Source organism: Rhizorhabdus argentea (genome assembly GCF_037861105.1).
GTDB classification, from domain to species: Bacteria; Pseudomonadota; Alphaproteobacteria; order Sphingomonadales; family Sphingomonadaceae; genus Rhizorhabdus; species Rhizorhabdus argentea.
On sequence record NZ_JBANFK010000010.1, the window covers coordinates 114,535 to 141,177 of the forward strand.

General features: G+C 62.9%; 18 protein-coding genes. 10 read left to right on the plus strand and 8 right to left on the minus strand.

Annotated elements, in window-relative coordinates:
* Nucleotides 1-579 precede the first annotated feature (579 nt).
* The 3 genes from AAC645_RS11510 (at nt 580) to AAC645_RS11520 (ending at nt 3,359) form a co-directional block, all read left to right on the plus strand.
* A complete protein-coding gene (locus AAC645_RS11510) occupies nt 580-1,128 on the plus strand; it encodes an SgcJ/EcaC family oxidoreductase (RefSeq protein WP_340316140.1) in 549 nt (182 codons plus the stop codon).
* A 370-nt stretch (nt 1,129-1,498) separates the two neighbouring features.
* On the plus strand, nt 1,499-2,401 hold the full coding sequence (locus tag AAC645_RS11515) for a hypothetical protein (RefSeq protein ID WP_340316142.1): 903 nt from the start codon (nt 1,499-1,501) through the stop codon (nt 2,399-2,401).
* Nucleotides 2,394-3,359 carry a trypsin-like peptidase domain-containing protein gene (locus AAC645_RS11520; RefSeq protein WP_340316143.1) on the plus strand — a complete coding sequence of 322 codons (966 nt, stop codon included), beginning with the start codon at nt 2,394-2,396 and terminating at the stop codon, nt 3,357-3,359. The genes AAC645_RS11515 and AAC645_RS11520 overlap by 8 nt, the downstream gene beginning before the upstream one ends.
* Nucleotides 3,360-3,489: 130 nt before the next feature.
* On the opposite strand, the gene AAC645_RS11525 is transcribed toward AAC645_RS11520, so the two are convergent.
* Nucleotides 3,490-4,779 carry a hypothetical protein gene (locus AAC645_RS11525; RefSeq protein WP_340316144.1) on the minus strand — a complete coding sequence of 430 codons (1,290 nt, stop codon included), beginning with the start codon at nt 4,777-4,779 and terminating at the stop codon, nt 3,490-3,492.
* Between the two features lie 450 nt (nt 4,780-5,229).
* Between AAC645_RS11525 and AAC645_RS11530 the strand changes: the two genes are divergently transcribed.
* The gene (locus tag AAC645_RS11530) at nt 5,230-5,973 is read left to right on the plus strand and encodes a hypothetical protein (protein WP_340316146.1); all 744 of its coding nucleotides are present in this window, start codon (nt 5,230-5,232) and stop codon (nt 5,971-5,973) included.
* A gap of 137 nt (nt 5,974-6,110) precedes the next feature.
* On the opposite strand, the gene traA is transcribed toward AAC645_RS11530, so the two are convergent.
* Nucleotides 6,111-8,903: a Ti-type conjugative transfer relaxase TraA gene (traA, locus tag AAC645_RS11535; RefSeq protein ID WP_340316147.1), complete on the minus strand. Its 2,793-nt coding sequence runs from the start codon at nt 8,901-8,903 to the stop codon at nt 6,111-6,113.
* Nucleotides 8,904-9,081: 178 nt separating this feature from the next.
* Here traA and traD point away from each other — a divergent pair, with 178 nt between their 5' ends.
* From traD to AAC645_RS11550, 3 genes are read left to right on the plus strand one after another with little or no spacing between them, the layout of a single operon-like run.
* Nucleotides 9,082-9,384, plus strand: a complete 303-nt coding sequence (gene traD, locus AAC645_RS11540; RefSeq protein WP_340316149.1) for a conjugal transfer protein TraD — start codon at nt 9,082-9,084, stop codon at nt 9,382-9,384.
* A 37-nt stretch (nt 9,385-9,421) separates the two neighbouring features.
* Nucleotides 9,422-9,703, plus strand: a complete 282-nt coding sequence (locus AAC645_RS11545) for a conjugal transfer protein TraD (protein ID WP_340316151.1) — start codon at nt 9,422-9,424, stop codon at nt 9,701-9,703.
* Nucleotides 9,703-11,292, plus strand: a complete 1,590-nt coding sequence (locus AAC645_RS11550) for a type IV secretory system conjugative DNA transfer family protein (RefSeq protein ID WP_340316152.1) — start codon at nt 9,703-9,705, stop codon at nt 11,290-11,292. The genes AAC645_RS11545 and AAC645_RS11550 overlap by 1 nt, the downstream gene beginning before the upstream one ends.
* 26 nt (nt 11,293-11,318) lie before the next feature.
* Here AAC645_RS11550 and AAC645_RS11555 read toward each other — a convergent pair whose 3' ends face one another.
* Nucleotides 11,319-11,546 carry a helix-turn-helix domain-containing protein gene (locus tag AAC645_RS11555; protein WP_340316153.1) on the minus strand — a complete coding sequence of 76 codons (228 nt, stop codon included), beginning with the start codon at nt 11,544-11,546 and terminating at the stop codon, nt 11,319-11,321.
* 375 nt (nt 11,547-11,921) lie between these two features.
* Here AAC645_RS11555 and AAC645_RS11560 point away from each other — a divergent pair, with 375 nt between their 5' ends.
* Nucleotides 11,922-12,611: a transposase gene (locus AAC645_RS11560; protein ID WP_340316155.1), complete on the plus strand. Its 690-nt coding sequence runs from the start codon at nt 11,922-11,924 to the stop codon at nt 12,609-12,611.
* Nucleotides 12,612-13,051: 440 nt separating this feature from the next.
* On the opposite strand, the gene AAC645_RS11565 is transcribed toward AAC645_RS11560, so the two are convergent.
* The 4 genes from AAC645_RS11565 to AAC645_RS11580 all read right to left on the minus strand — a co-directional run bounded on the left by AAC645_RS11565 (nt 13,052) and on the right by AAC645_RS11580 (nt 19,656).
* On the minus strand, nt 13,052-15,001 hold the full coding sequence (locus AAC645_RS11565; protein WP_340316156.1) for a Druantia anti-phage system protein DruA: 1,950 nt from the start codon (nt 14,999-15,001) through the stop codon (nt 13,052-13,054).
* Between the two features lie 149 nt (nt 15,002-15,150).
* Entirely contained in the window at nt 15,151-16,860 is a 1,710-nt protein-coding gene (locus tag AAC645_RS11570; protein WP_340316157.1) for an ATP-binding protein, read from the minus strand.
* 4 nt (nt 16,861-16,864) lie between these two features.
* Nucleotides 16,865-17,509: a hypothetical protein gene (locus AAC645_RS11575; protein WP_340316158.1), complete on the minus strand. Its 645-nt coding sequence runs from the start codon at nt 17,507-17,509 to the stop codon at nt 16,865-16,867.
* A gap of 197 nt (nt 17,510-17,706) precedes the next feature.
* Entirely contained in the window at nt 17,707-19,656 is a 1,950-nt protein-coding gene (locus AAC645_RS11580) for an ATP-binding protein (RefSeq protein ID WP_340316159.1), read from the minus strand.
* Between the two features lie 456 nt (nt 19,657-20,112).
* Here AAC645_RS11580 and AAC645_RS11585 point away from each other — a divergent pair, with 456 nt between their 5' ends.
* Nucleotides 20,113-22,878 (plus strand): hypothetical protein, encoded by a 2,766-nt coding sequence (locus AAC645_RS11585; protein WP_340316160.1) that lies wholly within the window; start codon nt 20,113-20,115, stop codon nt 22,876-22,878.
* Nucleotides 22,875-25,721, plus strand: coding sequence for a helicase-related protein (locus AAC645_RS11590; RefSeq protein ID WP_340316162.1), 2,847 nt, complete (start codon nt 22,875-22,877; stop codon nt 25,719-25,721). The genes AAC645_RS11585 and AAC645_RS11590 overlap by 4 nt, the downstream gene beginning before the upstream one ends.
* Here AAC645_RS11590 and AAC645_RS11595 read toward each other — a convergent pair.
* Nucleotides 25,702-26,619 (minus strand): hypothetical protein, encoded by a 918-nt coding sequence (locus tag AAC645_RS11595; protein ID WP_340316164.1) that lies wholly within the window; start codon nt 26,617-26,619, stop codon nt 25,702-25,704. The genes AAC645_RS11590 and AAC645_RS11595 overlap by 20 nt on opposite strands.
* Nucleotides 26,620-26,643: the final 24 nt, after the last annotated feature.

Here is a 26,643-nt window from a genome sequence, read left to right on the forward strand (position 1 = left end):
GAAAAGGCGATATGTTCCCAGCCTACCGGCGATGTATGGGTTGTCGCTGTTGAACCGCTCGCGCCATCGACCGGTGCCGGGAAAATCAAGCCGGTAGCGAAATGCGTCGTCTCGCTGAAGCCGGCGCGATCACAACATCTGCGGCGGCCCCTCGGGACGTAGGGCAAATCCGAAGTTCGCTGTACGCATTCGGCCCGGTCTTTCTTATTCTCCATCGCTGAAGAGCAAACGCTGGACGGCAACTCCCGACAAGACCTGCCGTTCACCAGATCACTTAGGAACGGCAGATTTGTCCCACCAACTGCCGGCAGCCATCGACCAGATGCGGTCGTTCGCCTCCGTACGCCGAAACGACGGAAGTTGGGGAGACGCGCCGTTCGCTATGAAACGCATTCAGAGCGGGAACTGTGTTGGCCGGAGGGTTCGGCGGGTGGCCGCGAGGAGCCGACGAAAACGGCGATCTTGGGTGGCTGACGGTCTAGCCGCTTTCGAACGGGCGCTATTGTAAAGCCGCCAGTCTTCCATAGGATGATGCCTTGCGCGGCAATTGCCGTTTCGCACAGCCGGAGTGCCCTAACGATGGGATTGAGAACGGTGGTTGCCCTGGGTATCGCTAACCTATTTTTGGGCACGTGCGGTCAGGCGATTGCGGCACCGGTTGTGGCGACTGGCGATGATGCCGATCGAGGTGCGATAGCGCACATTCTCGATGACGAGGGGGCGGCTTGGGCGGCGGGCGATGCAGACGCATTCGCGGCTCACGTTCTCCCGGACGTCTCATTTGCCAACTCAGTCGGTATGTTCTCTGTCGGCAAGGCACCGTTCGTCGCTCAGCACAAAACCATCTTTTCGACGATCTACAAAGGCAGCCAGATGCGCCAGTTCATCGCGGCGATCACGTTCGTGAAGCCCGACGTCGCCATTGTCGATACCGTCACGAAATTGTCGGGAGCCCAGCAATTGCCGACCGGCACGGCGGCGGTAGATGGTGTGCTCTACACGCGCCTCGAACAGGTAATGGTGAAGCGAGGCGGAAGTTGGTCCGTGGCGGCCTTTCACAATGTCCCGATTCAACCGAAGTTCGTAACCGACGAAGTGCGCACGGTCACGTCCGGGCAGGCACACTGATCGCGGAAGAAGGGCGGCTTCCAGGATCGTGGCGGGAGATGGCGGCCGCCAATCGTGAGTCGACACCCGCGGGCCGAAATAGGGCCGGCGTTCGGCAGCGGTCGGGTGCCCATCGCCCCTGCTGGGGGGCCCAGAAGCACTCCTGCGATCGCCACTCTCCCGCGGCAACGCCCGACCAAAACGCGTCGTTCACCGGCTGGGTTTGAATGGCAGCTTCTGGTGGAAGCTGTCGTCGGAGTGGCGTGGCGTGGCACCGTCCGGCAGTAACGCGCCCCAACATCGGCCGTTCGACTGATTATGCGCCAATGCCGACAGCTGCCGTCTGATCATTTGGTCTTCGGATTGCCGATCGAGCGGGAAGCCATCCCAAATGATCGCTTTAATTTCGGTATTACCTATGCTGTACCGCTCAGTGGCTTATGTTCCGGCGATGCCCGAACTCGATCCAATTACCCGCGCGAAGCTAAGGCTGCATGTTGCAGTGAATGGCCTGCACCTCACACCGCCAGAGGTGCCGGCGAGCCTAAAGCGCTTCTGCCGCCCGCTGGCGTTCTACAATGTCGGGTCCCCCTTTGAACTTTCCTTTTCCGGAACTTGCCTCCTGGCGCGCCATCACGGTCACAACCTGCTGCTCTGCACCCGCCACCAGTTGGTAAATGCGAAGCGGCGACCAGACGAGGTCGTGATTGTTGTCGAGAACATCGAGGGTGGCAGCGTCGGCATCAATCCGAACCAAGTGAGCCAGGTCGTCCTAGATCCGGCGATGGATCCGTCGCTCGAACATCTCGCCGATATCATGCTCGCAGAATATAGTTCGAACCCCGAAGGTCGCGACCTGAACCCCTACTTTCTGCCCCTCGACCTGGAGGCTATACCCGACCTCAGGAGCGTGCCGAGCGAAACGATCATGGCGATCTTCTCGATCGCCTATCCTACCAGTGATACCGACTACGACCCGGAGATGGACGCTGACGGCAATTTCTGCGGGCTGCATATCGTATCGCGTTGGAAGAAGCTTTATTTCAAATGCGCCGAACCCGACGGGTGGGATCAAAAGGGGCTGGTTCCGCTTGTCCCCGCTCGTGATGACGATCCTGTTCTACCCAATCCCGACGGGATCAGTGGCGCACCCGTATTCTTCATTCATCGGTCACCCGGTGGGGATGCGGCACTCGGCTTTGCGGGCATTATCTCTCATGCCAACAAGCGCGGCCGGGCCAACATGATCGAAGCCACCCATATCCGGCAGGCAGTGGAGAAGCATCTTGATTGACGCAGGCCCCACCGACGAACGTGGCGTGTTCCTCGTAGAGGACCCGCACCTGCGGGCGTCGATCATGCCACTGTTCGCGATCGACAAGCGCGATCTTGCGATGCGCCCCAAGGGATGCGGGACCCTGTTCCGGATCAACCCATGGGGAGCGTGCGTGACCGCTTATCATGTGATCGAAGACCTGATCGAGCTTAAGGGTAGCGAGCCCGCGCTGAGGGAGCATGCCCGTCTGATCGCCCTTGAGCTGGAAGGCATCGCCTACGGCGCGCCTCGCATCCGGCCGGAGCAATGGCGCAATTTCGAGGGCATGTTCGTCCTGGCCGGCCGCAAGAGCACGTTTGGTCAGCCCGACACGCTCACGAACGTAACCGAACTGGCCTCGCTGGTGGTGCAGCGCTCGCAGAACGTCACTGGAGCGGCTGCTTTTCTGGGCATGGACCTGCGGCGGTGGAAACCTAGTGTAGGAGAACAGGTTACCGCTCTCGGCTTTGCGGATCTAGATCTGGGCAACGAAGATGCCGCGGCGGATCGACCGATCTCGCAGTATCTCTACGGATCGCGCGCCACCATTACCGATATCGAACCGTTCGATCCAAACCGCGGCCGCCCATGGCCGTTCTTCCGCGTCGACAAAGACTGGCCGGGCGGCATGAGCGGTGGCCCGGTTATCAATGCTGCGGGCCATGTTATTGGCGTGGTGAGCACGGGGATGTCGTTCGCCGCAGCGGGGTCCGCAGTTTTCTTCGCCGGCAATCATCACGCAGAAGGGATGTTTCGCGCGGTCGATCCAGGCGCACCCGGCCACATCTTCTGCTACGGGGGCTTTGATGCTGGCGGAAAAGTGGCCATGATTGCGCCGACACGAGAGGCGTTCGAGGCCATGTCCGGCGCGGCGCAGCTCCTCGACCCTGGCACGATGTCGTTTGACCCCGCGACCGGCAACTATATCTGCGTGTGACGCCGCGCCCGCGTTGGTCCGGCTATTTCCTCGGACCAAGATCGTCGAGTTGCTCGAATCGAGCCATTTGCCCAGGCTGCCGCCGTGCGCTCCAATACCGATAACGGCAATCCATGGCATCGCTGGTCCGTTACGGGATATGGAGGTGGTCGGTCCGCACGGACTCCCCGAACAGTCGCTCGTCCTTCAAGAGCATGGCCTGGCGACGATCTTCGTCGCTCCAACGGGAGCTGTCGAATACCCGCATGATCACGACGTTCTCGCTCGCCGCACCATTCGGGACCGCGATCGCGATCACGCGATCCGGCTTGAATTCACCGGCGATCACGAGTGTCTGATGTTGGAGCTGCGCATCGACCAAGCGCGCGAACTCGTCTGGGTCCGTCCCTTCTGGAGGATCTGGATAGATAAGCCAGAGATAGCGAATAGTCGGATCGCGCGGTGAGGGAACCGTTGCCGTCCAAGGCACCGACTGATCCTCCTCGCTAAGGATGTCGTAGAGCGGGGTGACAATCATCCTTCGCGCGAACCGGCTTTCCGCCGCAATCAATCGCAGCGCCTGTTCATGCGCCAAGATCTCGGGTGGCTTGTTCCGCAAGAAGGAACCCGCCTCGTAGGCCTGGTGGAAGTGCTCGATGAGTCTGTCAATCGTGCGGCTGCGCTTGTTAAGTGACGCGCTTCGAATGGCGCCGTCGCTTCCCACATAGCGCGGCCAGTAGCCCCGGGCCACGCTCGCAAATGGCGGAACCTCCGGTGACAGACCCGAGCCGCTGCCCCAGTTGCGGATCGAACCCGCAAGCAGGTCCAGGTCCTCCAAGCTGTATGCGCCGCCGCCGGCGAGCTGCCGCGCTCGTCCGTCAAGATAGGCGATGAAATCGGGCGCGGTATCGAGATGCTCGAGGAGAATGTCCATTGTGACGCCGTCGAACACGTGCACCGGGAGATCGCCAACGGCGAGCTGTTCGACCTCGAAAGGTCGGCCGGTCGGCTCGGCAACGCATGTCAGTGCTCGCCAGCCCAGCGGCGTGGCTTCAGGATCGTGGCTCGGTCGCGCGATGGCGACCAGATGGAATCTGCGGCGTTCGCTGGGCGGGAGCGGAAAGGGCAGCGACGTCCTTCCCTTTGCATCGACGAAGATGGCCGCGGCGTCCTCGGACAGCCGCCGCAATGCCCCGGCCAGCTGCCGAACGCTGCCGTCAATCGCTACGCGCCGCCAGCGATCCCAGCCGGTCTGAAGGTCAGGTTCGGTGGAGAATTCGCAGGCCTTGTCTGAAAAGATCACGATGTCGTCCCCGAACACGATGATCAGGTCGGAGATCTCTTTGCCGGGCGCGCGATATGCGTTCGGCACCGACCATAATTTCAGGAAGGTCCGCTCGGCTAGACTGTGCAGAAAGGCTTCGGACGCGCTGACAGCCATCGCAGGTCTCCAAAGGCCCTGATATAGGTGTGTCGCTGGATTGGGGAAACTGCAAGGCGTCAGCTACCTCATGGATCAGCCCGAAGGTTGCTCGCCTGCATTCGGCCGGTTCCTGTCAGTCTATGACGTGGTTAGGCGCGGGCTAAACGCCCCCTTCTGACAGAAGCCGCCGTTCGGCATGTCGCGTGCGAATGACAGCTTCGCCCCATAGCCGGCCGTTCAGACCGCCCGCCAGCGAGATAAACGCACGGCCGGTTTTGGGGTCGCCTATTGGTGCGTTGTTCGACGATAATTGGACGCGAATCGGACATTGAGCATGGACGTACTTGGCTGCGTCGAGCTGCCGCGCATACGGTGCTCCACAGTTGCAAAAGCTCACATTTCTGCCAAAAAAGACATCTGATGCTATCCCCCGATGCAGTGCCTAGTGACTGACGGAGGTCCTAGAACATGCCCGATGATGATCGCCTCTACCGAGTTGGCAGGCTGCTCTCAGAATATGTCCAGAGCCCCTCGATACGACACATCCGCGATGATAGCTCTGTGCGCCGGCTAGCCGCTGCGATCGTCAAGGAGGTGGGAAGCTTCAACCCCATCTGGACGAAGTGGAGCCACGACCGCGAGGCCGTGGCTCGGCCGGCTGCATATTGCTGGATTCCACCTGAGGATTTGCGCGAACATCTGAACCAGATGGCTGGTCCAACCCTCTCTCTAACCGACGTGGTCCAACGTTTGCGCGCGTTCAACGAAGAGGCCTATGAACCGTGGCCCGATGACGAACAGAAGGAGAATTGCGTCGCGATATATCGCCGGGAGAGAGTCTGCGGAACCGACATGCCCGCGATCATCGGTGCAATTCAGCAATTCGTGGAAGAAGATAAGGCGAAGCGCCAGCGCGCCCAGCAAGAGGCCTACCGGGAACGCGCTGAAGCGGAGCGCCTCGCCGCCGAAGAGCGCCTGCTCTCGGGCGCCGATTGCAGATGGACGTCCATCGCCGGTTCGAAGACCCTCCATTGTCGGGTCAACGGGCGAATCTATCGGTTAGAGCCGCAGCCGGATAAGCGCGTGCACTTACTCCGCGTGAATGAGATCGACGATGCCAACGGTTATCTCATAGGCCGCTACTCACGACGAACGGAAGCGACGAAGGTCGTAACCGAAATGGCTTATAAACCGGAGCCACGCTGGAGCTGAGGCCGCCCTGGCGCTCGTCAATACCAGCGCGTTCATTACGCGTCGGCTTGTATCGATGGAGATTCTCACCTGCTAAACTTGTGTGATGCAGCTAACATCAACCATCTTCCGGCCGATAATTCACCTGACACCTTGGCCTAGCGCTCCATCCCCCGGTCCCGGCTGCGCCTCACTTCGATCCGTAGCACCCGGTCGGCCTGCGTCATCTCGCGCTCAGGCACCTGTCGTGCTTGCAATGCGGCCGCCAGGGCGGGATCGCCTTTCAGCTCCTGCCGCATCGTCGCCAGCGCCTTGTTCACCGCACTACTGTCCGCACCGACTTCCTCCAGCGCTTGCCTTCGATCGTAGAGCCCGCGCCAGCTCTGCTCGAACCGCGCGGCGCGGAGCTCCGGATCCTGCCGGACGTTCGCTTCCCGGGCCATTCCGGCAAGCGCCGCTCCGGCATCACCGTTCAACGCGCCCCGCAACGCTGCCTCATCCCGCGCGAAAGCCTGAGCGAGGTCCACACCGCCATGCTCGCGCATCTGCTCAATGCGCTGGAAACTGGCCCCCAGCGCCTGACGCAGGGCGGCCGGCAACGTGCCGCCCCGCCGCTCGGCATCACGTGCCTGCTCGAACGCCTTGGCGAAATCCTGGATCGCGCGAACGTGGTTCGGCTGGCCTGCTGCTCCATCCGCGCCTTGTCCGAGCTCCCGCCGCTGGGCGAAACGCTTCGCGACCTCGCCATCGTCACCCCCATAATCGAGCGTCACGTCCTTCGCGCGTTCGCGCGACAGAGTCCGAACCAGCTTGCGCCGGTCGTCGAAATCGTCGCGCCCATAATGGAGCCGAACAGTGTCGCGGTGGCGCGATAGCCCAACATAGCTCGCATGCCGGTCCAGTCCCGGCGTCGCGAGGATATGGACATGATCAACCGTCACGCCCTGCGACTTGTGGATCGTCGCAGCATAGCCATGGTCGATGTCGGCATAGTCCTTGAGGTCGAACCGCACCTCGCGTGGGCCTGCGGCATCCTCAACCTTTACGAGCAGCCGATTGCGGCTGGCGTCGATGACCTCACCCGTCGTCCCGTTCTTGACGCCGAGGTCCCGCTCGTTGCTCAGAAACATGATCTGGTCACCCGGGGCCATGCCGCGTGGCCCGCGACTGGTCTGGACGACGACCTCGTCCGCCAGCGCACCGTCGGCCTTCAGTCGCTCGCGCACGCCGTCATTGAGCGATGCAACGTCAGCACGGGTGTGGGCGAGAATGAGCTGCCGGGCCTGCGGCTCGGCACTGCGGGTCGCCATCCAGCCTTCGATCAGCTGATCCCGCGCCATATCGCGATCGGCATGCTCCGATACCATCCCCGCTTGCGCATAGGCGGCAACTGCCTCGCCCGTGCGCCCCGTCGCCAGTGATCGGGTCGCCTCGCGCTGCCAGGGTTCGTGCTGGCGGCGAATGGTGTTGATCTCGGCAGCGCCATAACGCTCGCTCAGGTGACGGAAGGCAGCCCCCGCCTCGATCGCCTGGAGCTGCTCGGCATCGCCGACCAGCACTACCTTGGCCCCGGCGGTATCGGCCGCCGACAGCAGCCGCTCCATCTGGTGCGAGCCGACCATGCCTGCTTCATCGACGACGAGGATATCGTTCCGCGTCAGTATTTCGCGACCGCGCGCCCAGCCAAGTTCGAGACTCGCGATCGTCCGAGACCCTATCCCCGATCCGCTCTCAAGATTCTCGGCCGCGATCCCGGATAATGCCGCACCGCGCACGCTATAGCCTTCCGCCTCCCATCGCTCGCGCGCTACGCTCAGCATAGCCGATTTTCCGGTCCCGGCATATCCGACCACGATGGTAAGATCGCCCTCGCCACCAATATGCCGGACGGCGGCTTGCTGCTGGGTCCCAAGCTCAAGGCCGTCGCTTCCGGCCGTCAGTGACGTTGTCGAAAGGCGATGCCCCGATCTGCCGGCCAGCCGATCGGCCGCTCGCTCGAGCCGCTGCTCGACGGCAAGCATGTCGCGGCTGGTGAAGCGCTCCTCCCCCTTCCCGTCCCTGCCCAGCGCGATCAGATCGGGGCTTTGTCGCATTGCCGACAACACTCGGCCGAACTGTTCCTGGCCGTCGGAATGGCGGTGCGCGAACCGTGCCATATCGCGCACGGTGAAGGTCGACTGACCATAAGTGATCGCATCTAGGCCCGTGCTCGGCTGGGCAATGATCCTGGCACCATTTTCGCGCGCGATGCGGCGATGGTCCTCGGCCCGCTCGGCATCCTCCGCACGCTCGAACCTGCGACTGCCGGCCGGCCCAATCTTGTGCTGGGGCTCAAGAGCAATCCCCTGCGCTTCCAGCGTCCGGTGATCGACCGCGGCATCGATCCCGAGTTCGGCGAGCCTCGCGTTAACGTGGGTGCTCCAGTCCTCGCGCCACTGCTCGAGCAGCGCGGTCGCATTCCATTCGCGCGCCTTGGCGCCGAAGCCCACCGCGCCCGCCTCCCCTTCGACGATCTCGCGCATGGTCAGCATGACATGCGCATGCGGCTTGGGGTTGCCATCCTCGGCGACATCCCAGTGGACGTTGAGGTCGGCGACCATGCCCTTCTCGACGAAGGTCCGCTGAACAAAGTCGCGAGCGAGCGCGATCCCGTCGCCGTCGCGCATCTCGCAGGGGATCGCGAACTCGACCTCGCGGGCGAGCTGCGCGTCTTTGCGCCGCTCATGTGCCTCGACCGCGTTCCAAAGGGTTGCGCGGTCGTGCCAGCGCTCGGGCACACCCTCGGGCAGCATTACCTCGCTATGGATGACGTCGGCCTTGTTCGAGAAGTCGTGATCGCGGTCGAGGCGCTCGTCATGGAGCCGCGACGCCGAGCGGTAGGCGGCGGCCGCAACCGCGCTTGAGCCGCGGGCTCGCGAGATGACCTTTGCCGAGAAATGGTAGATCGCCATCCAGCGCCTCCACGTCGACCCTCTGAGCAGCGACGTCGGCCACGACGTATAAGCGCGCACTCACGATCTTCGATCTTCTCGTGACATTCGTGGCGGATTTGCGTGAGTCCGGAATTATCCGGGGATGCGAACGGGCACGTCGCGGGGCATGCTCTGCCCTGTCATGGCGGAGACCGCAATGCGCAAGCTACGTGACTATGATGCCGAACTGCGCGTGCTCGGCGCCCGATCGCGAGCGCTCAAAGCGAAGTGGCACAGCCAGCTCGGCGAACTCGTGGTCGCCAGCGGGGCCGCGCAACTCGACGCCGAGATCCTGGCGGGCGCGCTCCTGGCTGCAGCCAGTGGCAGTGACGAGATGAAGGAGGCGTGGCGCAAGGACGGCGCCAGCTTCTTTCAAGAGCGGCGCGTCAAGGCTCGCAAGGGCACTCGCCACGTGCCGACGCGGACAGGCGAAGCTCCACGCGATGGAGCTGCGGGTTGAGGCAGCACAACGCCGAAATGATACCAGGGCCTGGGTAGTGCAACGACGCGCCCGCACCCGGCAGCTGATCGAGCTGGGCGGCCTCGTCCACAAGGCTGGGCTGGTCGATCTCACGAACGATGATCGCGCCATGCTCTATGGCGCATTGCTCAGTCTTGCAGCCCAGGTCGCCGAGGCTTCACCGGGTGACCCCCGCCCCTTGTGGAAGCGCCGCGGCCACCGTGCCTTCGAAGCCGAAGAGCAGGCCGCGCAAGAGAATGCCGCAAACGAGGCCGGCGAGGCACAGGCCGGCAGGGTTGGGCCGGGGTCCGCCGGCTGATGGCAGAGCGGTTGCCAGGGCGCGCGCCCGGGCCGGGCATGGGCGTCATCATCCTGCTGCTGAGTCTCTCCTGGGGGACGGTGTTCGGGATCGATCATGTCACTGGCCTTACCCGCCGCTGGACCAGTGGCACCGACGCAATGCTGCTTGGCTACTCCGTCATCGGCATCGTCTTTCTCATCCTATATCTTCTCGTTGCCCGGCTCTACCGCACCGCGCCGGCCTCGACCTTGCTGGGCTCCGCACGCTTCGGCGACCGGCGTGAGGTCCGCGCCCTCGAGGACAATCAAGGCGATCTGCTGATCGGTCGCTCGAGCCGGAGCGGCCGGTTGCTGCGCTATAATGGTCCCGCCCATCTGATCACGATCGCGCCAACCAGGGGCGGCAAGGGTGTCGGCACGATTATCCCCAACCTGCTCACCGCCGATCGCTCGATCCTGTGCATCGATCCCAAGGGCGAGAACGCCCGCATCACTTCTGAGGCACGGAGCCGGTTCGGGCCGGTCTGGTGTCTGGATCCCTTTGGGGTGTCGGGGTGTAAGGCCGCCTCTTACAACCCGCTTGATGCGCTCGATCCCGCTAGCCCCGATGTCGGCGACGATGCCGCAACGCTTGCCGATGCGATCGTGCAGGACGAGGTTACAGGCGGCGACAATGTTCATTGGAATGAGGAAGCTCGGGCTCTCATCGAAGGGTTGATCCTCCACGCGTGTGACGATCCTCTAGGGCGACGCACGCTTGCTACGGTGCGCGACTTTCTGACCCGTTCGCCCGAAGCCTTTATCGACCTGATCGCGCGCATGCAGGGGAGCAGCGGCGCGCATGGCCTGGTCGCGCGAGCGGCCAATCGCTTTGCCGGCAAATCCGATCGCGAGGCGTCGGGCGTATTATCGGCAGCACAGCGGCATACCCACTTCCTGGACTCGCCGCGCATTGCGGCGAGCGTATCGGGATCGGACTTCGCCTTTGCCGATTTGAAGCACGACGTCGGCACTGTATTCGTGTGCCTGCCGCCCGACCGGATCGACGCCTATAGCCGCTGGATGCGACTGATCGTGGCGCAGGCGCTTGCCGAGCTGGCGCGCTCGACGACGGCAACCAGCCGGCCGGTCCTGTTCCTGCTCGATGAGTTCGCGGCACTCGGGCGGCTCGAGCCTGTTGCGCGCGCGATGGGGTTGATGGCGGGCTATGGCGTCCAGCTCTGGCCGATCCTGCAGGACGTCCACCAACTGCGGCATCTCTATGCGAGGCGCGCGGGCACGTTCCTCGCCAATGCCGGCGTCCTCCAGGCGTTCGGGGTCAACGACCATGACACCGCCGAGATGCTGTCGAAGATGATGGGGCAGGAGACAATCGAATATGTGACGCAAGGGAGCAGCGTTACCCGGGGGCACTCGATCCTGGAACCCGACACGCGCGGCGAAAGCACGAGCGAGCATGTCGCGCCGCGCAATCTGCTTAATCCCGACGAGATCATGCGGTTGCCGGGCGATCGCCAACTGTTGCTCATGCAAGGACAGGCGCCGCTGGTGACTGGGCGCATTCGCTATTATGCGGATGCGGAGTTTGCGGGGCTGTTCACGAAGTAGGTGAACCTGGTCATCGGTGCTGGGCTTTAGTCTTTGAAGAACCTGGCTGCCGATATGCCAAGCGCGTTGGCAAGCCGCAGGACCGTGACCAACGAAGGGCTACCCCTGCCGCCTTCAAACGCGGAGATCGCACCCTGTGTCATCGACGCCCGCTTGGCGAACTCGGCCTGCGACAGCCCCGCCTCCTTGCGGCGGAGTTGAACCCGCCGCGCGAAGGCGGCGCACTCCTCGTCTATTCGAGCTGGGTCGATCATCCTGACAGACTATGTGGCGGCGGCAGGATGTAAACCCGAATATTAACGAGCTCCGGGCAAAGGAGCGCGCTGACGCCAACGCGTGAGATCTGCGCTCTCGGAAGCGCGAATCAGGATCGTGGTCGTGAAATGCGTTTACACGCGTCGAGAGCCGTGACGCTGACCCTCAGATAAATCGGGCTTTGCCATCTGTCCCGGCGTCAGGCTGCTTGGCCAGTGCAGCGCACAGATCTTGTTGCCATTGGGGTCACGCAAGTAAGCAAGATAGATCTGTCCCATGGCGGTTTCGACGTCTTGGGAAGCCTCTATCGAGGTGCCTCGGATGCCGCTCCTGCATCGTGCCATGCAAGCAGCTGTTCTGGGAAGAGCAGGAAAATGCGACAGTTCCACCGTTGGAAAAAGTGGCGGCCTTCCATCACGGCAGCGAAACGGCAAGCATTCCAGTCGGCGAACGCCAGAAAGACCTGGTACGTCGATCAAGTTCCCCGTTTCCCGCGCGCAGTTGGCCGTGCCTTCACCGCGCCGGTCCGCGAACTCACCGCCGATCGGGTACCGCTGAGCGGGATTATTGAGCATCTGCTGGCCGTCTACGAGCATGTGCTTGCCGAGCAAGCCAAGCTTGATAAGAAAGTACGTGATCTCGCGCGCGCCGATGCTGCCGTGCAGCGCTTCATGACCGTCCCGGGGGTCGGTGCCGTCACCGCGCTCGCTTATCGTCACACAATCGACGATCCCGGTCGCTTTGGGTCCGCCCAGACGGTTGGCGCCTATCTCGGCCTCACCCCGCGCCGGCACGAGTCTGGAGATACAGACGTTCAACGCGGCGTCTCCAAATGGGGCGATCGTGCGCTGCGAAGCTATCTTTATGAAGCCGCGGTCGTCCTGCTGTACCGAACGAAGCGCTGGTCGAAACTGAAGGCGTGGGGCGAACAGCTCGTTCGGCGCGTCGGGATGAAGAAAGCCCACGTCGCGGTCGCGCGCAAGCTTGCTGTCATCCTGCACTGCATCTGGTCCGATGGCACAGAGTTCGAATGGGGTAAGGAGGACACCACGCTTCTCGCCTGAGCCGTTACCCGATCGCCGTCGCGTCAAGCGCCGGTGGTGTCGCCGCCAGGGACGGTGGTGTCAGCGATCTCGCTCAATCGGCTGACGCGGAGATATCCGACGTCGTTCCGCACATCGAGACGCCCGCCCCGAATACCATCATGAGGCCATGACCGCAATTCAAGGGCCGATTGACAGATTTTCCGGGTAATGAGAATCCGGACGACGACTTTGACACCATCGAGACACCTTTCTGGTTACCTCCAGCGCCCAACCCACGGCACTACGCTCTGGAGCCCGCCCTTCGGGTCTGCAGCATCGCCGCAAATTCCTTTCATCGGCTGGCGCCTACGGTCGACCCCTGACAGCGCTCACGGGGTTTGTAGTTCATGAATTGTAGCCGAGAAGCGGAGGAGAATTTGGCGTCCATTTGCTGACCCTCGCTGCCTGCTCGCGATGGTCTAGATGCTTTCGATCGGCAGGAGGAACTGCCCGTCGGCGTCGGCATGGAGACTGGCCCGGATGCTGATCGGCCCGAGGCTCCTCATTGCGTGTAAGGTTTCCTCGCGAGCGATACGTCTGGTGAGCCAGCGTCGACGCCAGGCGGCGGCAATATCGGCACTGGACGCGGCGAGATGCCCACCGCCCCCCAGACCGAGGAGGGCCGCCCGAGACCCGGGGCTAAGTTCGCAGCCGTAAAAGATGCGCGGGGTCGCATGGTGGAGGATAGTATCGCTTTTCAGACCCAGTGCATCGAGTCCCTCACGAATCTGGCGGAGACGCGGGCTAGTGCCTTCGCCGAAGCGGTTGTTGACGCGGCGTGCGTCGTGTCGCGCGAAGGCCATGCTGCGCAAGGCGTGTGCGGTCTCGGCGCCGAGGTGAAGCGTTCCGAAGCCACCTGTCAGGCTCTTGCCGATCGTGCCCCACTTGAGATCGAAGGGCAGTCCGGGATGCTCGCTGGCGCGTAGGAATAGGCGATTATATTGGCTGGAACCGACGCCGTAGAGGCTCGTGGTCGTGACGATCCGCAGGTTCGCCGGTTTGATGATTGGCCGGCCTGCCATTTGAGAGGCAATGACGCTGATCTGGCCGCCATAGCGACGTTCATAGGCATCGCGAACTTCCTGCGATGCCAACAAAAGCGCGACCAGCTTTCCGGACAGCAACTCGTTGTACGGTTGGACCGCACCGCAAATACTCACGTCAGCCACTTCGCTCGAAAGTCCCGCTTTGCGAAACTCGGTCAGGACAATGTCGAGAGCGCGGCGGCCATCTCGCGAAGCAAACAGCAATGGCAGCGCAATGGCAGGCGACCGCCGAAGCCGGGCCGTGCGAAACACTTGTTTGGCAAACAGCAGCTTCGCCATGCCCTCGGCGCGCTTGCGGACGAACAGGAGGTCTTCCGAAGCGGCTTGCCAATCGGCCTCGGCGTTGGCGGTCTTGAACGTGCCGCGATGGGGGCGCATGTCGTCGCCTTCCTCGCGGTAGGTCTCGAAATGGGTGCGAAGCTCGACCTCGCGGGCGAAGGCGGCGCCTGCGGCACATTGCTCAAGCCGCATCGCGACCGCTTCGGTAGGATTGAGGATTTCCGTAGGGGTGACCAAGTCATCCCAGCGAATGTCAGCGATCGACGCCTCAATGCGCTGCCAGATCGCCTTGGCAAAGGCCTTAGGGCACCATTCGCCCGAGACAATGCGTTCCTCGGCGGATTCACGTAGCCAGCCGATCCAGTTATCGCGGGCCGTAAGGCGCATCACCGGGCTCGCGAGCATGCCGATACCCATGACGGGGCGGTTGGGCCGCGCGGCATTGCGGATGAGCACCATCATCTGCCGCCCGGGGATCGAGCGATACTCGTGCGCCCATGTGTGGCGGAAGTAACGCCAGACATCGATCAGCGGGAGGCCGGTGTCGGTGCAGCGAAGGCCAGCCTCGCAAACCTCAATGACCGGATCCACGACGCCTGCCAGAGCGGCATCGCGCATTTCAACTGGAAGCGCGTTGATGCGCGCGAGTTCGGCCGCAAGTTGACTGCCATCATCGATCAGATCGACAATGGAGGACGGGCGCCCATGCACCCGGATACGGCGGCGTTCGCATCGCTCGAAAAATTTGCGGACTGACGGCTCGGCCAGTTGGCGGCGCCGCGCGGCTTGAAGCGCCTGGCGGACGCGCGACTTAATGTCATCGACGGATTCGGTGTCCGCGCGAACCAGCCCGGGCGGCGCAAAGGCTATGTTGCCGCCCTTGGTGGTGACCTGCCAACCCTGCTCGAATAGGTCGGCGACCAACAGGCAGATCGCCCTCAGCTTTAGGCTGTCGCCATCATCGACGTAACGACGGGCGAGCGAGCGCAGTTCTTCGGCAAATCCAGGAACTGGCTGGCTCCCGAATCCGATAAACTCTTGCAATCTCTTGTGTTCGTCTGGCGCCAGATAGGGCGAAAACGCGCGCGATCGATCGGTATCAACTGGCTTTTCGTTCGCGGACACCCTGCCTCCAGATCGATTAGGCCGCTTCGCGCGCCCCCGACCCTTATCGCAAAACTGGCCCGCTTCCGCTAGCCGCCATCGTTCGAATCATCGGGCTCGGGATCGGTTTCATCGCCCGCCGCCAGATGCGAGGCCATCATGCCCAGCGCTTGCTCGAGCCGGCGAGACCATTTGATAATCTGGCGTTCCTGATCGGAAGCACTGCGTCCATCATCATTGAGCAAGACATCGCCAAAACTGAACAGCAATAGTTCGAGCGCGGCGCGCGTCTCCGCGGATGAATTTGCGCCGGCATAGATGTCCTCATAAAATACATGCGCGGCATTGATGTGAAGGGTTCGCGCGCCATCCTGAAGGTCGATGCGGAAGAACGGTGCGCTGGACAGATGCTCGATACGAAGGCGATACGGTGATAGCCGCAGCCCGAGCGCCAATTGACGTTCGGTATGATCGGACGGCATCAACCCCGCGCTTCCGCTCATTGCGCGCTCGGAAAGCAGGCGCTCACCAGGCCTGGGCGTAAAGGCCGCGACCCGTCTGGCAAGCTTGGCTTCCTTGACCTTTATCCGCAGTTGCTCGATCGCCTTCGGCAGCCCGGCTTCCCGCAACTTGTCCCAGATAAACTGCGATATGGTGACCTGCTGCTTCGACGTGGTGACGCCAAAGGGCTCATCGAGCGTTGCCGCGAACTCGACCTCGACTTTGATGTAGCGATCGTTGTTGATGAAGCTGGTCCAGGGGGTGCGTGTCTGGACGTCGATCAGCCGGCCATTCCGGCTGAACAAGATGCCGTGATAATCCTTGAGGATCGCGAACCGGGGATTGGCGTTAAGCCCGACCGCATCGCGGGCCTTGTCAACGGAGCCGAAGCTGGGCGGAAGCCAAGCGTAGCGGAGCGTCATGGCGCCCTTGTAAGTGCCGGTTTCGGGATCGCGAACCTCGATCCGCACCGGGTCGAGCGGACGCGCGCGGTCGTCGTCGAGCTCGTGAAGGTGAAATTCGGGGGTCAGGAACAGTGGGTCGATCGGCTCGACATATTCATTGTCGACGAACAGCGCGGCCTCGCCGCGCAGCTTATGATAGGTGACCCCGAACTGGCGGCACAGATTTTCACGCAGTCCCTGCGTGGTCGCCCATTCGAGCCGGTCGAGCTTCTCGATGAGAATGACCGTACCCGAGATCCAGCCGCGCGGATGGGCCGTTGCGATCTGCTCGGCTACGAAGGGCGGCAGGTCTGCTTCAACGGGCTCGGGGACGATGATATCGCCGATGCGGTCGGTATAGGCACCGGCAGCCAAGGCATCGAGATCGAGCGAGACGGCGTGGACCGTGCCATCGGCGACTTTCGACAGCACCGTGAAGCGACGGCCAAGGCTGACGGAAGCGCAGGGAAGGCCATAGCCGTAGCGGCCAAGCCCGCTCCGGTCGTTTTCGCGGTGTGTGCCGCCCCACATCACGGCCATGCGGATCATCGCCGGCTCCATTCCGTGACCGTTGTCGATCACCGCCAGTTGGAGGGGCTTTTTGAGCGAGGTGGTGCCATCATAGCCGAAGGCGACATCGATGCGATCGGCGAAGGCCTGGAGCGCATTGTCGATTAGTTCAGCGATGGCATCGCCGTTGCTGCGATAGCCCAAGTCGCGGATGCCCCGAACGAAGGCTTCGGGCACAACCAGCCCGAACTTCGCCCGTTCGCCGCGATCCTCGGCATAGGCGCGTTGCGCGGCGAGGACCGACCCGATCCCCGCCCCGCGTAGTGTGTCCGGTCCGGAGGCCATGCGATCAGGCGGCGGCCAGGGCCGACGAGAGCGCAGCCACTTCCCGGTAGAGCTTGAAGCGATCGAGCCCGACCGCCTGCGCCGCCATGTCGACGCGGACGCCGTCGAGGCAGATCAGGCGCAGCGCCGAGGCAACGTTCAGCGGGGCGCGGCGGAGCGCCCAGTCTCCGTCGATGCGATCTTCGACCCGCTTTATCGCTGCCGCGGCGGCAGGGCTCTGGAACTGGTCGAAGTCGATATAGGGCGTGTTATCGGTGCCGATGACAGTGGCGCGCTGCAGGTGGTCGCCCTCGGCGATCCAGCCGATATCCTCCGCGGCAACGCGCTCGGGCGGCGCGCCGTCACGGGCCTTACGGGTGCGGCGGCCGGGGGGCGCGTAATCGGCGCGCACGACGCGGATCGCAACAAAGATAGCGCGGCGGAACAGCGCCAGCCCGCTCAGGCGCTCGAGGGCACCCGCGCCGATACGGAAGAGTTCGACGAAAGCCTGCTGGAAGATGTCGTCGTGCAGATCCTCGGGCAGATCACTGCAGATCTTGCCGGAGATGACGCCGCAATAACGCTTGGCCTGGAGGCCGAGGCGCTGGTGATTATAGGGCTGTTCAGTGACAGCTGCTTCGATAAGTGTGTTCAACGAGACACCGCGCATGACGGAGTCCTCCTTTCGCTGCTAGGGCCTTCAAAAATCAGCTTGAAGGCCGTTGCAGCGTCCCGGGGACATGACGGCTCATGGCCGCACCTACACTGGTCTCGAACTGATACTCACACATACGCCACGATGTCGGCCCGATGTACGCGGGCATTAACAAAATGGGCGGGAGTTCTGGTGCACCCCCGCCCGAACACTCATTCCGCTGCCTCCAATTCCGCGATGTCGCCATCGATCTGCTGCTCGGCCTCGGCGGTCTCCTCGTCGAGAGGGGCCAGCTTCTGCTGCAGCGAGCGATACGCGTCGGTGAGAAATTCGCTCCACTTGCGCTCACGCTGAGTGAGATAGAAATTCGCGGTCTCTTCGTTCTCGACCGCGAGTTCGGCGCGCGCCAGCGCGATCAGCAGCACGTCGAGCGCTTGCTTGGCCTGTCCGCCCGCCGGGAGATTGAGAAGCGGGCTGTAGAGCGTCTGGAAGAACGGATGCTCGCGATTGATGATGACGCCGATCTGCGAACCGTTGAGCCATTCGGGCTTGAAGAACGGACCACGCGGCTCGTCGTAGAAGTCGATGACGTATGGCCGCTTGCTGGCCTCGGCCTCTAGCGCGACGCGAGCGGCATCGACCGATGATGCATCGACCTTGGCGCGCTCGGCGACCTTCTCTTCGAACTTTTCGCGAACCTCAGCTTTCACACGCTCGGTGATACGAGGCTTGTGGCCGGTCATCGTGTCGGCGGCAGCCGCGGCGCTCTCGGCGGCGGTCGGCTCGGGCGACCGCTGGGCTTTCGCCTGGCGCAGCTTTTCGCGAGCGGCCTTGCGGACGTTGCGCTGTTCGGATTGCTCGCGGCCAAGCTGCTCGTCGATTTTCTCGGATGCGAACAACCGCCAGAGGTCCTCAATGGGCCGCACCGTCTGCTTGTCGTTGGTGATGCCGAACACTTCGTCAAGATCGGGATCGAACTTGACCTCGACGCCCCAGTGATAGGCATAGGACTGGAGCAGTGGCCAGTTGCCGAGGCCCTTGGCCTGGTCCTTCACCGACTTCGGAAAGACGTCGACCGTCTCGATCTCGCGGCCAGCGCGGACAAAGGACATGCCGCGACGGGTCTTTCGGATTTCGAACCGGCGATTGGCGTCGGTCGCCGCCTTCTGCCCCTTTGGTGCGGCTTCGGCGAAGCCATATGGAAAGCGCGAGACTCGGACATAAATCGCGCCTGCGGCTTCCAGGCCGGGGTCGGCTCGATCGATCTCCGAGAGATCCTCAATCTTGGTTAGGGCCATCTGCCCGGTCTCGGGGTCGCGCGCATATTTGACCGCGATGTTATAGTCGGCACTCTGCTTGGCGCCGCCCTTGGTCTCGTCGAGAAAATAGCGGGCGTGGTCGGTCAGGAACAGCGGATCGACCGCGGCGACCCGGGTCTTGTCGATATGGAGTTCGACCTTGTCGAGGAGGTATCGATAGGTGACGCCGAAATCGTCGAGCAGATGCTCCTTCATCAGCGCAGGCGTGCGGTAGGTCAGGCGGTCCGGATCGACCCACACGACGACGGTTCCGTGATCGAACGCTAGGCCGGCTTTGTCGAGGTAGGTCTGGACGAAATCAGGCAGGTCGGCATCAACCGGTTCCTCGATCGAGTGCAGCCCGTGGGTTTTTACCTTGCGCGCATCGAGCATCGCCTTGGTGATGGTCGGCGAGTCGGCCGTCTTTGTATAAACCTCGACAAGGCGGGTTTGATTGATCGAAGCGTTCGGGAGGCCAAAGCCGAACTTGCCGATGAATCCAGGATCGTCGAAATGGGTGCCCGATCCCCAGGACAGAGCGTAACGCGCCATCTTAGGCAGCATGCCTGACCCGTTGTCGATAAACGCCATAGCGAAGATCGTGTCGGCACGCTGGTGCGCCTTCAACTGCTTGGGGCGTTCGAAACAGATGTCGATGCGCGTCGCCTTCGCTTCGATCGCGTTGTCTACGATCTCGCGGGCGGCTGCGGCGGTGTTGCGATAACCGCTGCGACGTTGGGATTCGAGAGCCTGCGCGGCGTTGAAGAGCGGAAACTGATAGTCGTCAGGCAGCCGTGCAAGATACTTCTGCTGGCGCTCAACCTCGGTAAGCAAGCGGTCGCTTGCGGTATCGTCGATAGACATGATGTCCTCCGTTGATCACGGCGCATGGCCGCTGGTGGCATCCCTACTATGGCCAAGCACTATGCCTGATGTGCGCCGAACCGCAATTATTTTGTCGTCGTGGTCCGGACCGATGGTCGGGTCTGCGAAATCTCCTAGACAATTGCATCGCATACCGGGTCTTGAGGTGCTCGATGGGTTGCGGCGGCGCGGAATCGAATGGTCCCTGCAAAACCGCGGATTCTTCATGAGACGAGAACGTTTCTGCTCGACAGTGCGTGATCGCACGGGGATCATAGCGACGAGGGGAAGCATCTGTATGATGGTTGAGGGGGGATGTTGAGTTTAGGGGAGATCGACGAGCTTGAGCGTGCGCTTAAGGCGTCGATTGTCGGGCTTAATAAGAAACGGACAGTCGCTGTTACGTTGATCGAAGCAGTTGACGACGCAATGCTTTGGCCAGAATCCTTTGATGACATGGCGCCAATCGCGTTTTCACACAGCCTTGATAATCTCATCTCACGCGCGCCACTGCTGATTTGCGCTGTTGCTGCAGAAATCGGATTCCGCTTCGAAGGGGTCGGCACGGTGTTCTGGGCGAAGTTCAGCGACGCACTTGGGCTTGGCGTCACGATGGCGCAACGTCAGCGCATTGCCGAAATCTTCGAAACGCAGGCCAAGCGCTACGATCTGTCGCGGCCGAGCGATAGTGCATTCAGTAGCCATTTCTCGATTATTGCCTGGCCGATCGCCAACGCCTTGCTACCCCTCGATCTGGTCGGGCCGGTCAGCCGGCTCATGGCGCGCGCGCCGGTCGCCGCGCTGCCCGGACCGGGACGGACGACCAATTTTCCGAGCTTGCGTGCGTGGGCGAGCGCCGCCGAAGGAGCCAGGCTCACCGACTGGCTGCGCTTTGAAGCGCCAAGCGCGCGCGTGCTGAGCGCGCTCCTTACGGACAATCGCGGGAATTTGCTGTCGTCAGCGACATACACTCGTCTGCGCGACGCTGTCGCAACCGATCCTGAAGCCTTTTTTGCAGCGCGGGCGGCCCGGCTGCGCGGACGGACCGCAAAGCCGCCAACTGCCGCCCAACAGACGTTGGGACGCCTCGCGCTGCTCGCCGATGCCACCGGCGTGCATGTTTTCGTGAACTGGCCCGCATTGCCCCCGGCGCTGTATGACGAGGCGCGCGGTATCGCCCGTTCCGCTGGGTGGAAGCCGCGCCTGTGGAACGCGGGTAGCTTTCTTCACCCAGACACCGCGCTTGGCACTGGTCCATTTGCGATCGCGCTCTGTTCCGCACCGAGCGAAGAGGATGCCGCCTATGCTGACGCCGCGAGCGTCTTTGGCGCGGGCACGGACATTGCAGCGACACTCGCCAGCAGGACCATCGACTGGACGGCTACGCTCCTGTTCGATGTCAACGCCGATCGCAGCCAGGCGGAACAGCGCTTCGGCGTCTTGAACGATGTGTCAGGCTATGCATGGCTTGGGCGAAGGCTAGACACGGCCTCCCTCGCCGGACTCAAGCTACTGGGCACCGCCGGGGGCTATCGCTTCTACGAGGCCAATCTGGCCACCGCGGCCGACCGAGCGATCCTGATCAAAGAAGACCTGCTCGCTAACCAGCGCCGGGCGTTGCTTGCGCGCCATCCAATCGATGCGATCGGTGCCCCCCAAGGCGTGGTCCGACCCGATCGACCTTTTCTAATCTACAGCGACGGCACGGACAACGAGTCCAACGCAATGCCGCAGCGTTTGTCCGCCAATGGTCGCATCGCTGCGGTTTCCGGGCTCGCCGGCCGGCCCGGGCTTCGCGCCGAAGCCGCCCCGAGTGCTGAGGACGGCATTGCGGACATCATAATGTTCGAACGCGACAGCGCCTTCGAAGCGCTAGTCGAACGCCGCTTGCAGTTGCGGGTCGAAAGCCCAGTACCTCTCATCGGCGTGAGCGTGACCGCTGATCTTGAAATCGACGGACGCCTGATCGCGCGTGGACGCGAGCGGCTCGCCACTCTGCCGATGACGATTGCAGCCAGTTCGAAGCTCTTGGCGCCCCTCTATGACGATGCAATTCGCGCCAAACTGCTCGAAGCAGGCAAGGGTATGCTCCGTCTGGCGCTTGGACGCTCGCGTTCGCTCGCGATGCCGCTCGAGCGGCCCGCGGCCTCCGTCGAATGGACTGAGAACGGGCCCCAATTGGTTGGTGCTGACCTCAGCACCACGTTGGTTGAGGCAAGCGCGCAGGCGCCGCATCGGTTCGTGGCATCCGATACCATCGCCCCGCCAAGCCGAGGTGCCAAGGCCTACGGCTTGTTGCTCTCGGATGGCCGTATCGCCGACCCGTTGCAGATCCTGAGTTCCAACATTTTCGATTATGGCGATTTCACCGCGCAATTTGGCTCCGACGTCGGTTCGCGCCGGATGTTCGACCATGGCAAGGGCGTCGGCGATATCGCACGTGCCCGCATCGCCTGGGCGCGGGCGCGGTGCACGACGCTACCGGCGATCGGCGCCAAGGGGCGCATCGTTCGCCATTTCGAAGACCCATTGGTGATCGATCTATGCGGCCGCGCCTGGTCCCTTGCCGAGCAGGACAGCAAGGACAGCCCGACCGATCCGCACGCCTCGCTCTGGCACATCGCAGTCGCGCGGGGCATGGCAACCGTTCCGGCCGAAGCGGGCCCGGATGAGGCCGCGCTATTCGCGCGGGCGTTTGTTCAGCACGCTCGCTCGCTTGACCCCGACTGGCCGATCGCCAGCACGGTGCCTGCAGACGGCGCGATGGACGACGCACTCAACGCGGCATTCTCGGAAGCGATTATCAAACTGCATGATGCAGGGGCGCTTCTAGACGTCGAGGATGATTTCGATTTCGGTGCGCCGCCCGATGATTGGGAAAGCGCGGCCAAGGAAGCGCTGCGTGCAATTCGCCGCCCCGCTCTGGTGCGACAATTGGCGCCGACCGAAGGCGGCCGCTTGCTCGCTAAGCGCAGCTATACCGACCTCAGCATCGCTGAACTGGCGGAGGACCTCGCGGCCTGGACCCGGAATTACGCTTTACCGCGCGGCTATCTCTCGCCCGAAGCGGCCGCCGGCGCGCTGCAGCTCTGGTTGTCGCCCGCCGCTTGCGACGACGTCGATGCCGCCGTTCATATCCTCGCCAATGATCCTTTCGTGTCGCGCGCCACGCGCTACGCTGCGCTCCGGTTGGGTCCCGCCGTCGTGGGGGTGCCGGCATGAGCGAGTTCCATCGAGTGCTGCTCGGTATCCACGCTGCGGCGCGGCGCCTCGACCGTGATCAGGCGCTGCTCGGCGCTCTGGGCGTCGGCGCATTTGCCTATACCCACCAGATTGATAGCGTGCATCGCATGGTGACCGGCACTGCATGCCGTTGGCTTCTCGCCGACGAGGTCGGTCTCGGGAAGACCATCCAGGCAATAATGGTCATGCGCGCGCTCGCCGCGCAAAGCCCGCGCCCTCTCACGGCGGCGCTCGTCGTGCCTGACGATCTGGTGTCGCAATGGGAAGAGGAATTGCTGTGCCGCGGCCACGTCCTCGCACTCGAGAGTGGCGACGAAGGGGGAGTCCATGGCAATCTGGTGATGCGGCTGGTCCGGCCGAGCAGATTGCTGGCTGGTGGTCGCATTGTCGCGGATCGCATCGACCTGCTGCTTGTAGACGAATTCACCAAGCTGCAGGTCCAGGTCCGCGAAGACCTGATCCTTGCCGCGCGAACCATCCCCAATGTTATCGCTCTAACTGCGACTCCAGCGCTTCACCAGGCGCGCACGCGCCGCGAACTTATGGCCCTGCTAGAGCCAGAGGCCGATCGCATTGCCCGCGCCGAAGACCGCGACATCCTCCAGATCCTGGCCGAGCGCGAAGCGCACGCACGCGACGAATGGGGCGGCGAGCTTCAAGACGCCGGCAGACGCCGCGCGGTCGAAGAGGCGTTCGGCCTGTACCGTCGGCTCATCCGCACGGCACGAACCGACTATCCCGATGCCCTGCCCAAGCGAAATTACCAGCCGATCAAGCTTGCTCCGACCGACGGCGATGTCGATCGCGCGCGAGCGACGCGATCCTATCTCGACGCTGCGCGTGGTGCCAATCTGGATATCCGCCGCGAAGCGCTGCTCCAAGTCGCGGGACGCAGCCCGCAATCGTTACGCGAACGCCTCAGCACGCTCCGGCGCACGACTCCCGACCTCCAGACTGCGTGGCGACAGATCGACACGTGCCTGCGTGACGAGCCGGGCGACGCCAAGCTCGACGCACTGATCGATCATCTGCGCATCTTCCACGCCAAGAATCCGGGTGGCCGCGCCGTTGTCGTCGCCGAGGACAATCCCACCACTGATTATCTGCGCGACGCGATTGAGAAACTCACCGACATGCAGGTAGCGCGGAAGCGCCGGACCGTCGGCGCCGCGGAAGAGCTCGAAGTGCAGGTCGCGCTGCTCAAGGAAGCGCTCGACGATTTCATCAGCGGCGAGGCCAAGATCCTGGTCGCTGCCGACGCCGCGCGCGAAGGCCATAATCTGCAGTTCGCCGACGAGATCATCTTCTTTGCGCTGCCCTGGTCTCCGCCTGATATCCAGCAGTGGATCGGTCGCATCGACCGGCTCGGCACCAAGGGACTACCAGCCAATCGCCGGATCGCCATCACCCCGATCGTCGTAGAAAATTCGATCGAGAACAGCATCCTTACCGTCCTCGAAGGAACAGGCGTCTTCCTGCGCAGCGAGGTGTTTGACGAGTCCGAGTGGAAGGAGATCAGCGACGCGATCGCGAGCGCCGCCAATGGCTTAACTGGCGCAACGTGGGGAGACGCTGCAAAGCAGGCGCGGACTCTTGGCGAAGCCTATGACGCGTGGCTTGAAGCAACCACCTTGCCCCCGACACCGCGCACCGCGTTGGCGACGCGGTGCGAAATAAGGTTTCGCAGCCGACAGTACGCAGGACCACTCAAACCTGTCGAAGGCTTTGACTGGAATTGGTATCTCATGCGCGAACGTGCCGCCGAGATGATGATCAAGCTCGCACGCGAAGATTTTCTCGACGTTCGCAGCGGGCAGGATGGCGAGCAGCGTTTCAAAACGATGTGGTACAAGACCAAGCCCGATGCCAATGATCTGATCATTCCCGACATCGATACGCGCAACAGTTGGTATCGTCAGGCTTTCATTGTTCGCCGCACCGCGATCGAATGCCCGCCGCGCACAAATGTCGTCCAGAGTGACGAGGCCAAGCGTCGCCTCAACTTCTTCGACCATGGTTGCGGCATTCATGACGGCGCCATCGTCGCTTTCGAAAAGCAGGCACCTGCGGCGGACCTCAACACTGAGTTCATAGTCGAATATCCCAACGATCATCCGATTTTGCGCTGGGCCAATCGCCGGTTGCTGATTGCGGTGAGCGAAGTTGATTTGCGCGACGCGCTCGCCTTTGACCCCGATGCGATGCGGGGAGTGAGCGATACCCAGGTATCGAAAGCCGAACAGGATGCGCGCGCTGCCATGGCGCGGATCGCGCTGGCGCAGTTCCAGGCTGATCGCCGCTGGATGATCGACCTGAGTCCACCTGAGCTGCTGTTCGCGACCTTGGTCGAAGATGGCGAGGAAATGGTAGTGGCAGAGGCTGAGACCGCTGCGTTCGACGGCATTGGTGCGCACCAACTCGCGCGTCGCCGCACGATGTTGTCCGAGGCGCGGCAGCGCGCCGCGCGGACCGCGGCGATGCGCCGGTTGACGGCTATTGGCGGTGAATGTCTCGGCCGCGCGCAGCATGCGATCCGTCGCGAGGTACCGGCCCGCTTGTTTGCCGCCCAAGCGGATGCCGACAATCTCACTGCAGCAGCCCGGGCCGAGATCAAGGTGGCGGCGGCGCTCGATTCCAAGCTTGAGTTCAATCGTGCAGCCGTCCGCGGCGCGGAACTGATGCTGACACTGTCCGAGCAAGCATGGCAGGCGAGGCTTGCCCGGCTCGAAGGGCTCGAGTCAACGCTTGGCGAGGTTGCCAAGCTGAAGCCGCCTCGGTTCTTCTGGCTTGTGCCAAAAGCCCCTAGCGCGGAGACCCCATGAGCGTGGCTATGACGGCATAGGCGCTGGTGTCGAGCCTCCACGACCAAGGTTTGAGCTGTTCGCCTGTGATCAGCGCTGCGCGCTCTGCCTGGCGCGGTGGCGGCGTCAGGAAGTCGAGTACCCCATTCGCCCGATCGTAGCGCATCACTGGGTCGCCGTGCGCCAGCGTCTGGCCAACGACAATCCATCGCCAGATGTCGCGCGACGGCGGTTGCCACAGCGTCGTATCCTTGCCGGCGACATGAAGCACGACGTTCTTGAGCGTGTATCCCGTACGGATTGCGGCCGGATAGAAGCCCTCCGCTTCAACCCGGCTCCAGCGTCCTGATGGGGCGGGGTCGGCGCGCCCGAAAAATTCTGCGCGGCCACTTACAACTGCAACGGCGTTCGGCTCGTCGAGCGAATAGCGGTCCCCGCTTGCCGCCAGCGCCTGAGAGAATGCAAATAGCGTGCGCGCATCGCTCTCGGGCGCATCAGCACCGCCAAGTTCAACCAGCGCATTACGCCATTCAGGGCGGCCGAGTTCATCGTTTAGTGCGATCGTGACGCCATCGCTCGGCGACGTTTCTGCGGCAAACTGGCGGACCGTGCCTGTCCCGAGGCGGCTTGAACCTAGCAAGCTGACGCGGTCGCCGTCCCAATCGATCAGTCTGGGAGGCGTTCCCGCATAGCCCCGACCTGCACTGGTCGCATATTCCTCAAGGTCGCCGCTCAGCAGCATCAGATCGATCGCCTCATCGATCTTCTCACGTATCACGGCCTCGTCCAAATCAAACGGGCGATAGGCTTCCTTCAAGCCGCTGGTGATCCGGCCGCGACTGACAAAACCCGCCTCGACGACAGCGCTGCGGATGTGCTCGACAACCGCGGGAAGCGACGGCGAATCAGCGTCATCCACCGCGTATCCAATCGCCTCACTCCA

Coding starts and splice junctions, on each gene's coding strand:
- AAC645_RS11510 (WP_340316140.1), top strand. CDS start 580: ATGGGATTGAGAACGGTGGTTGCCCTGGGTATCGCTAACCTATTTTTG.
- AAC645_RS11515 (WP_340316142.1), top strand. CDS start 1,499: ATGATCGCTTTAATTTCGGTATTACCTATGCTGTACCGCTCAGTGGCT.
- AAC645_RS11525 (WP_340316144.1), bottom strand. CDS start 4,779: ATGGCTGTCAGCGCGTCCGAAGCCTTTCTGCACAGTCTAGCCGAGCGG.
- AAC645_RS11530 (WP_340316146.1), top strand. CDS start 5,230: ATGCCCGATGATGATCGCCTCTACCGAGTTGGCAGGCTGCTCTCAGAA.
- traA (WP_340316147.1), bottom strand. CDS start 8,903: ATGGCGATCTACCATTTCTCGGCAAAGGTCATCTCGCGAGCCCGCGGC.
- traD (WP_340316149.1), top strand. CDS start 9,082: ATGCGCAAGCTACGTGACTATGATGCCGAACTGCGCGTGCTCGGCGCC.
- AAC645_RS11550 (WP_340316152.1), top strand. CDS start 9,703: ATGGCAGAGCGGTTGCCAGGGCGCGCGCCCGGGCCGGGCATGGGCGTC.
- AAC645_RS11555 (WP_340316153.1), bottom strand. CDS start 11,546: ATGATCGACCCAGCTCGAATAGACGAGGAGTGCGCCGCCTTCGCGCGG.
- AAC645_RS11560 (WP_340316155.1), top strand. CDS start 11,922: ATGCGACAGTTCCACCGTTGGAAAAAGTGGCGGCCTTCCATCACGGCA.
- AAC645_RS11570 (WP_340316157.1), bottom strand. CDS start 16,860: ATGGCCTCCGGACCGGACACACTACGCGGGGCGGGGATCGGGTCGGTC.
- AAC645_RS11575 (WP_340316158.1), bottom strand. CDS start 17,509: ATGCGCGGTGTCTCGTTGAACACACTTATCGAAGCAGCTGTCACTGAA.
- AAC645_RS11580 (WP_340316159.1), bottom strand. CDS start 19,656: ATGTCTATCGACGATACCGCAAGCGACCGCTTGCTTACCGAGGTTGAG.
- AAC645_RS11585 (WP_340316160.1), top strand. CDS start 20,113: ATGGCGCCAATCGCGTTTTCACACAGCCTTGATAATCTCATCTCACGC.
- AAC645_RS11590 (WP_340316162.1), top strand. CDS start 22,875: ATGAGCGAGTTCCATCGAGTGCTGCTCGGTATCCACGCTGCGGCGCGG.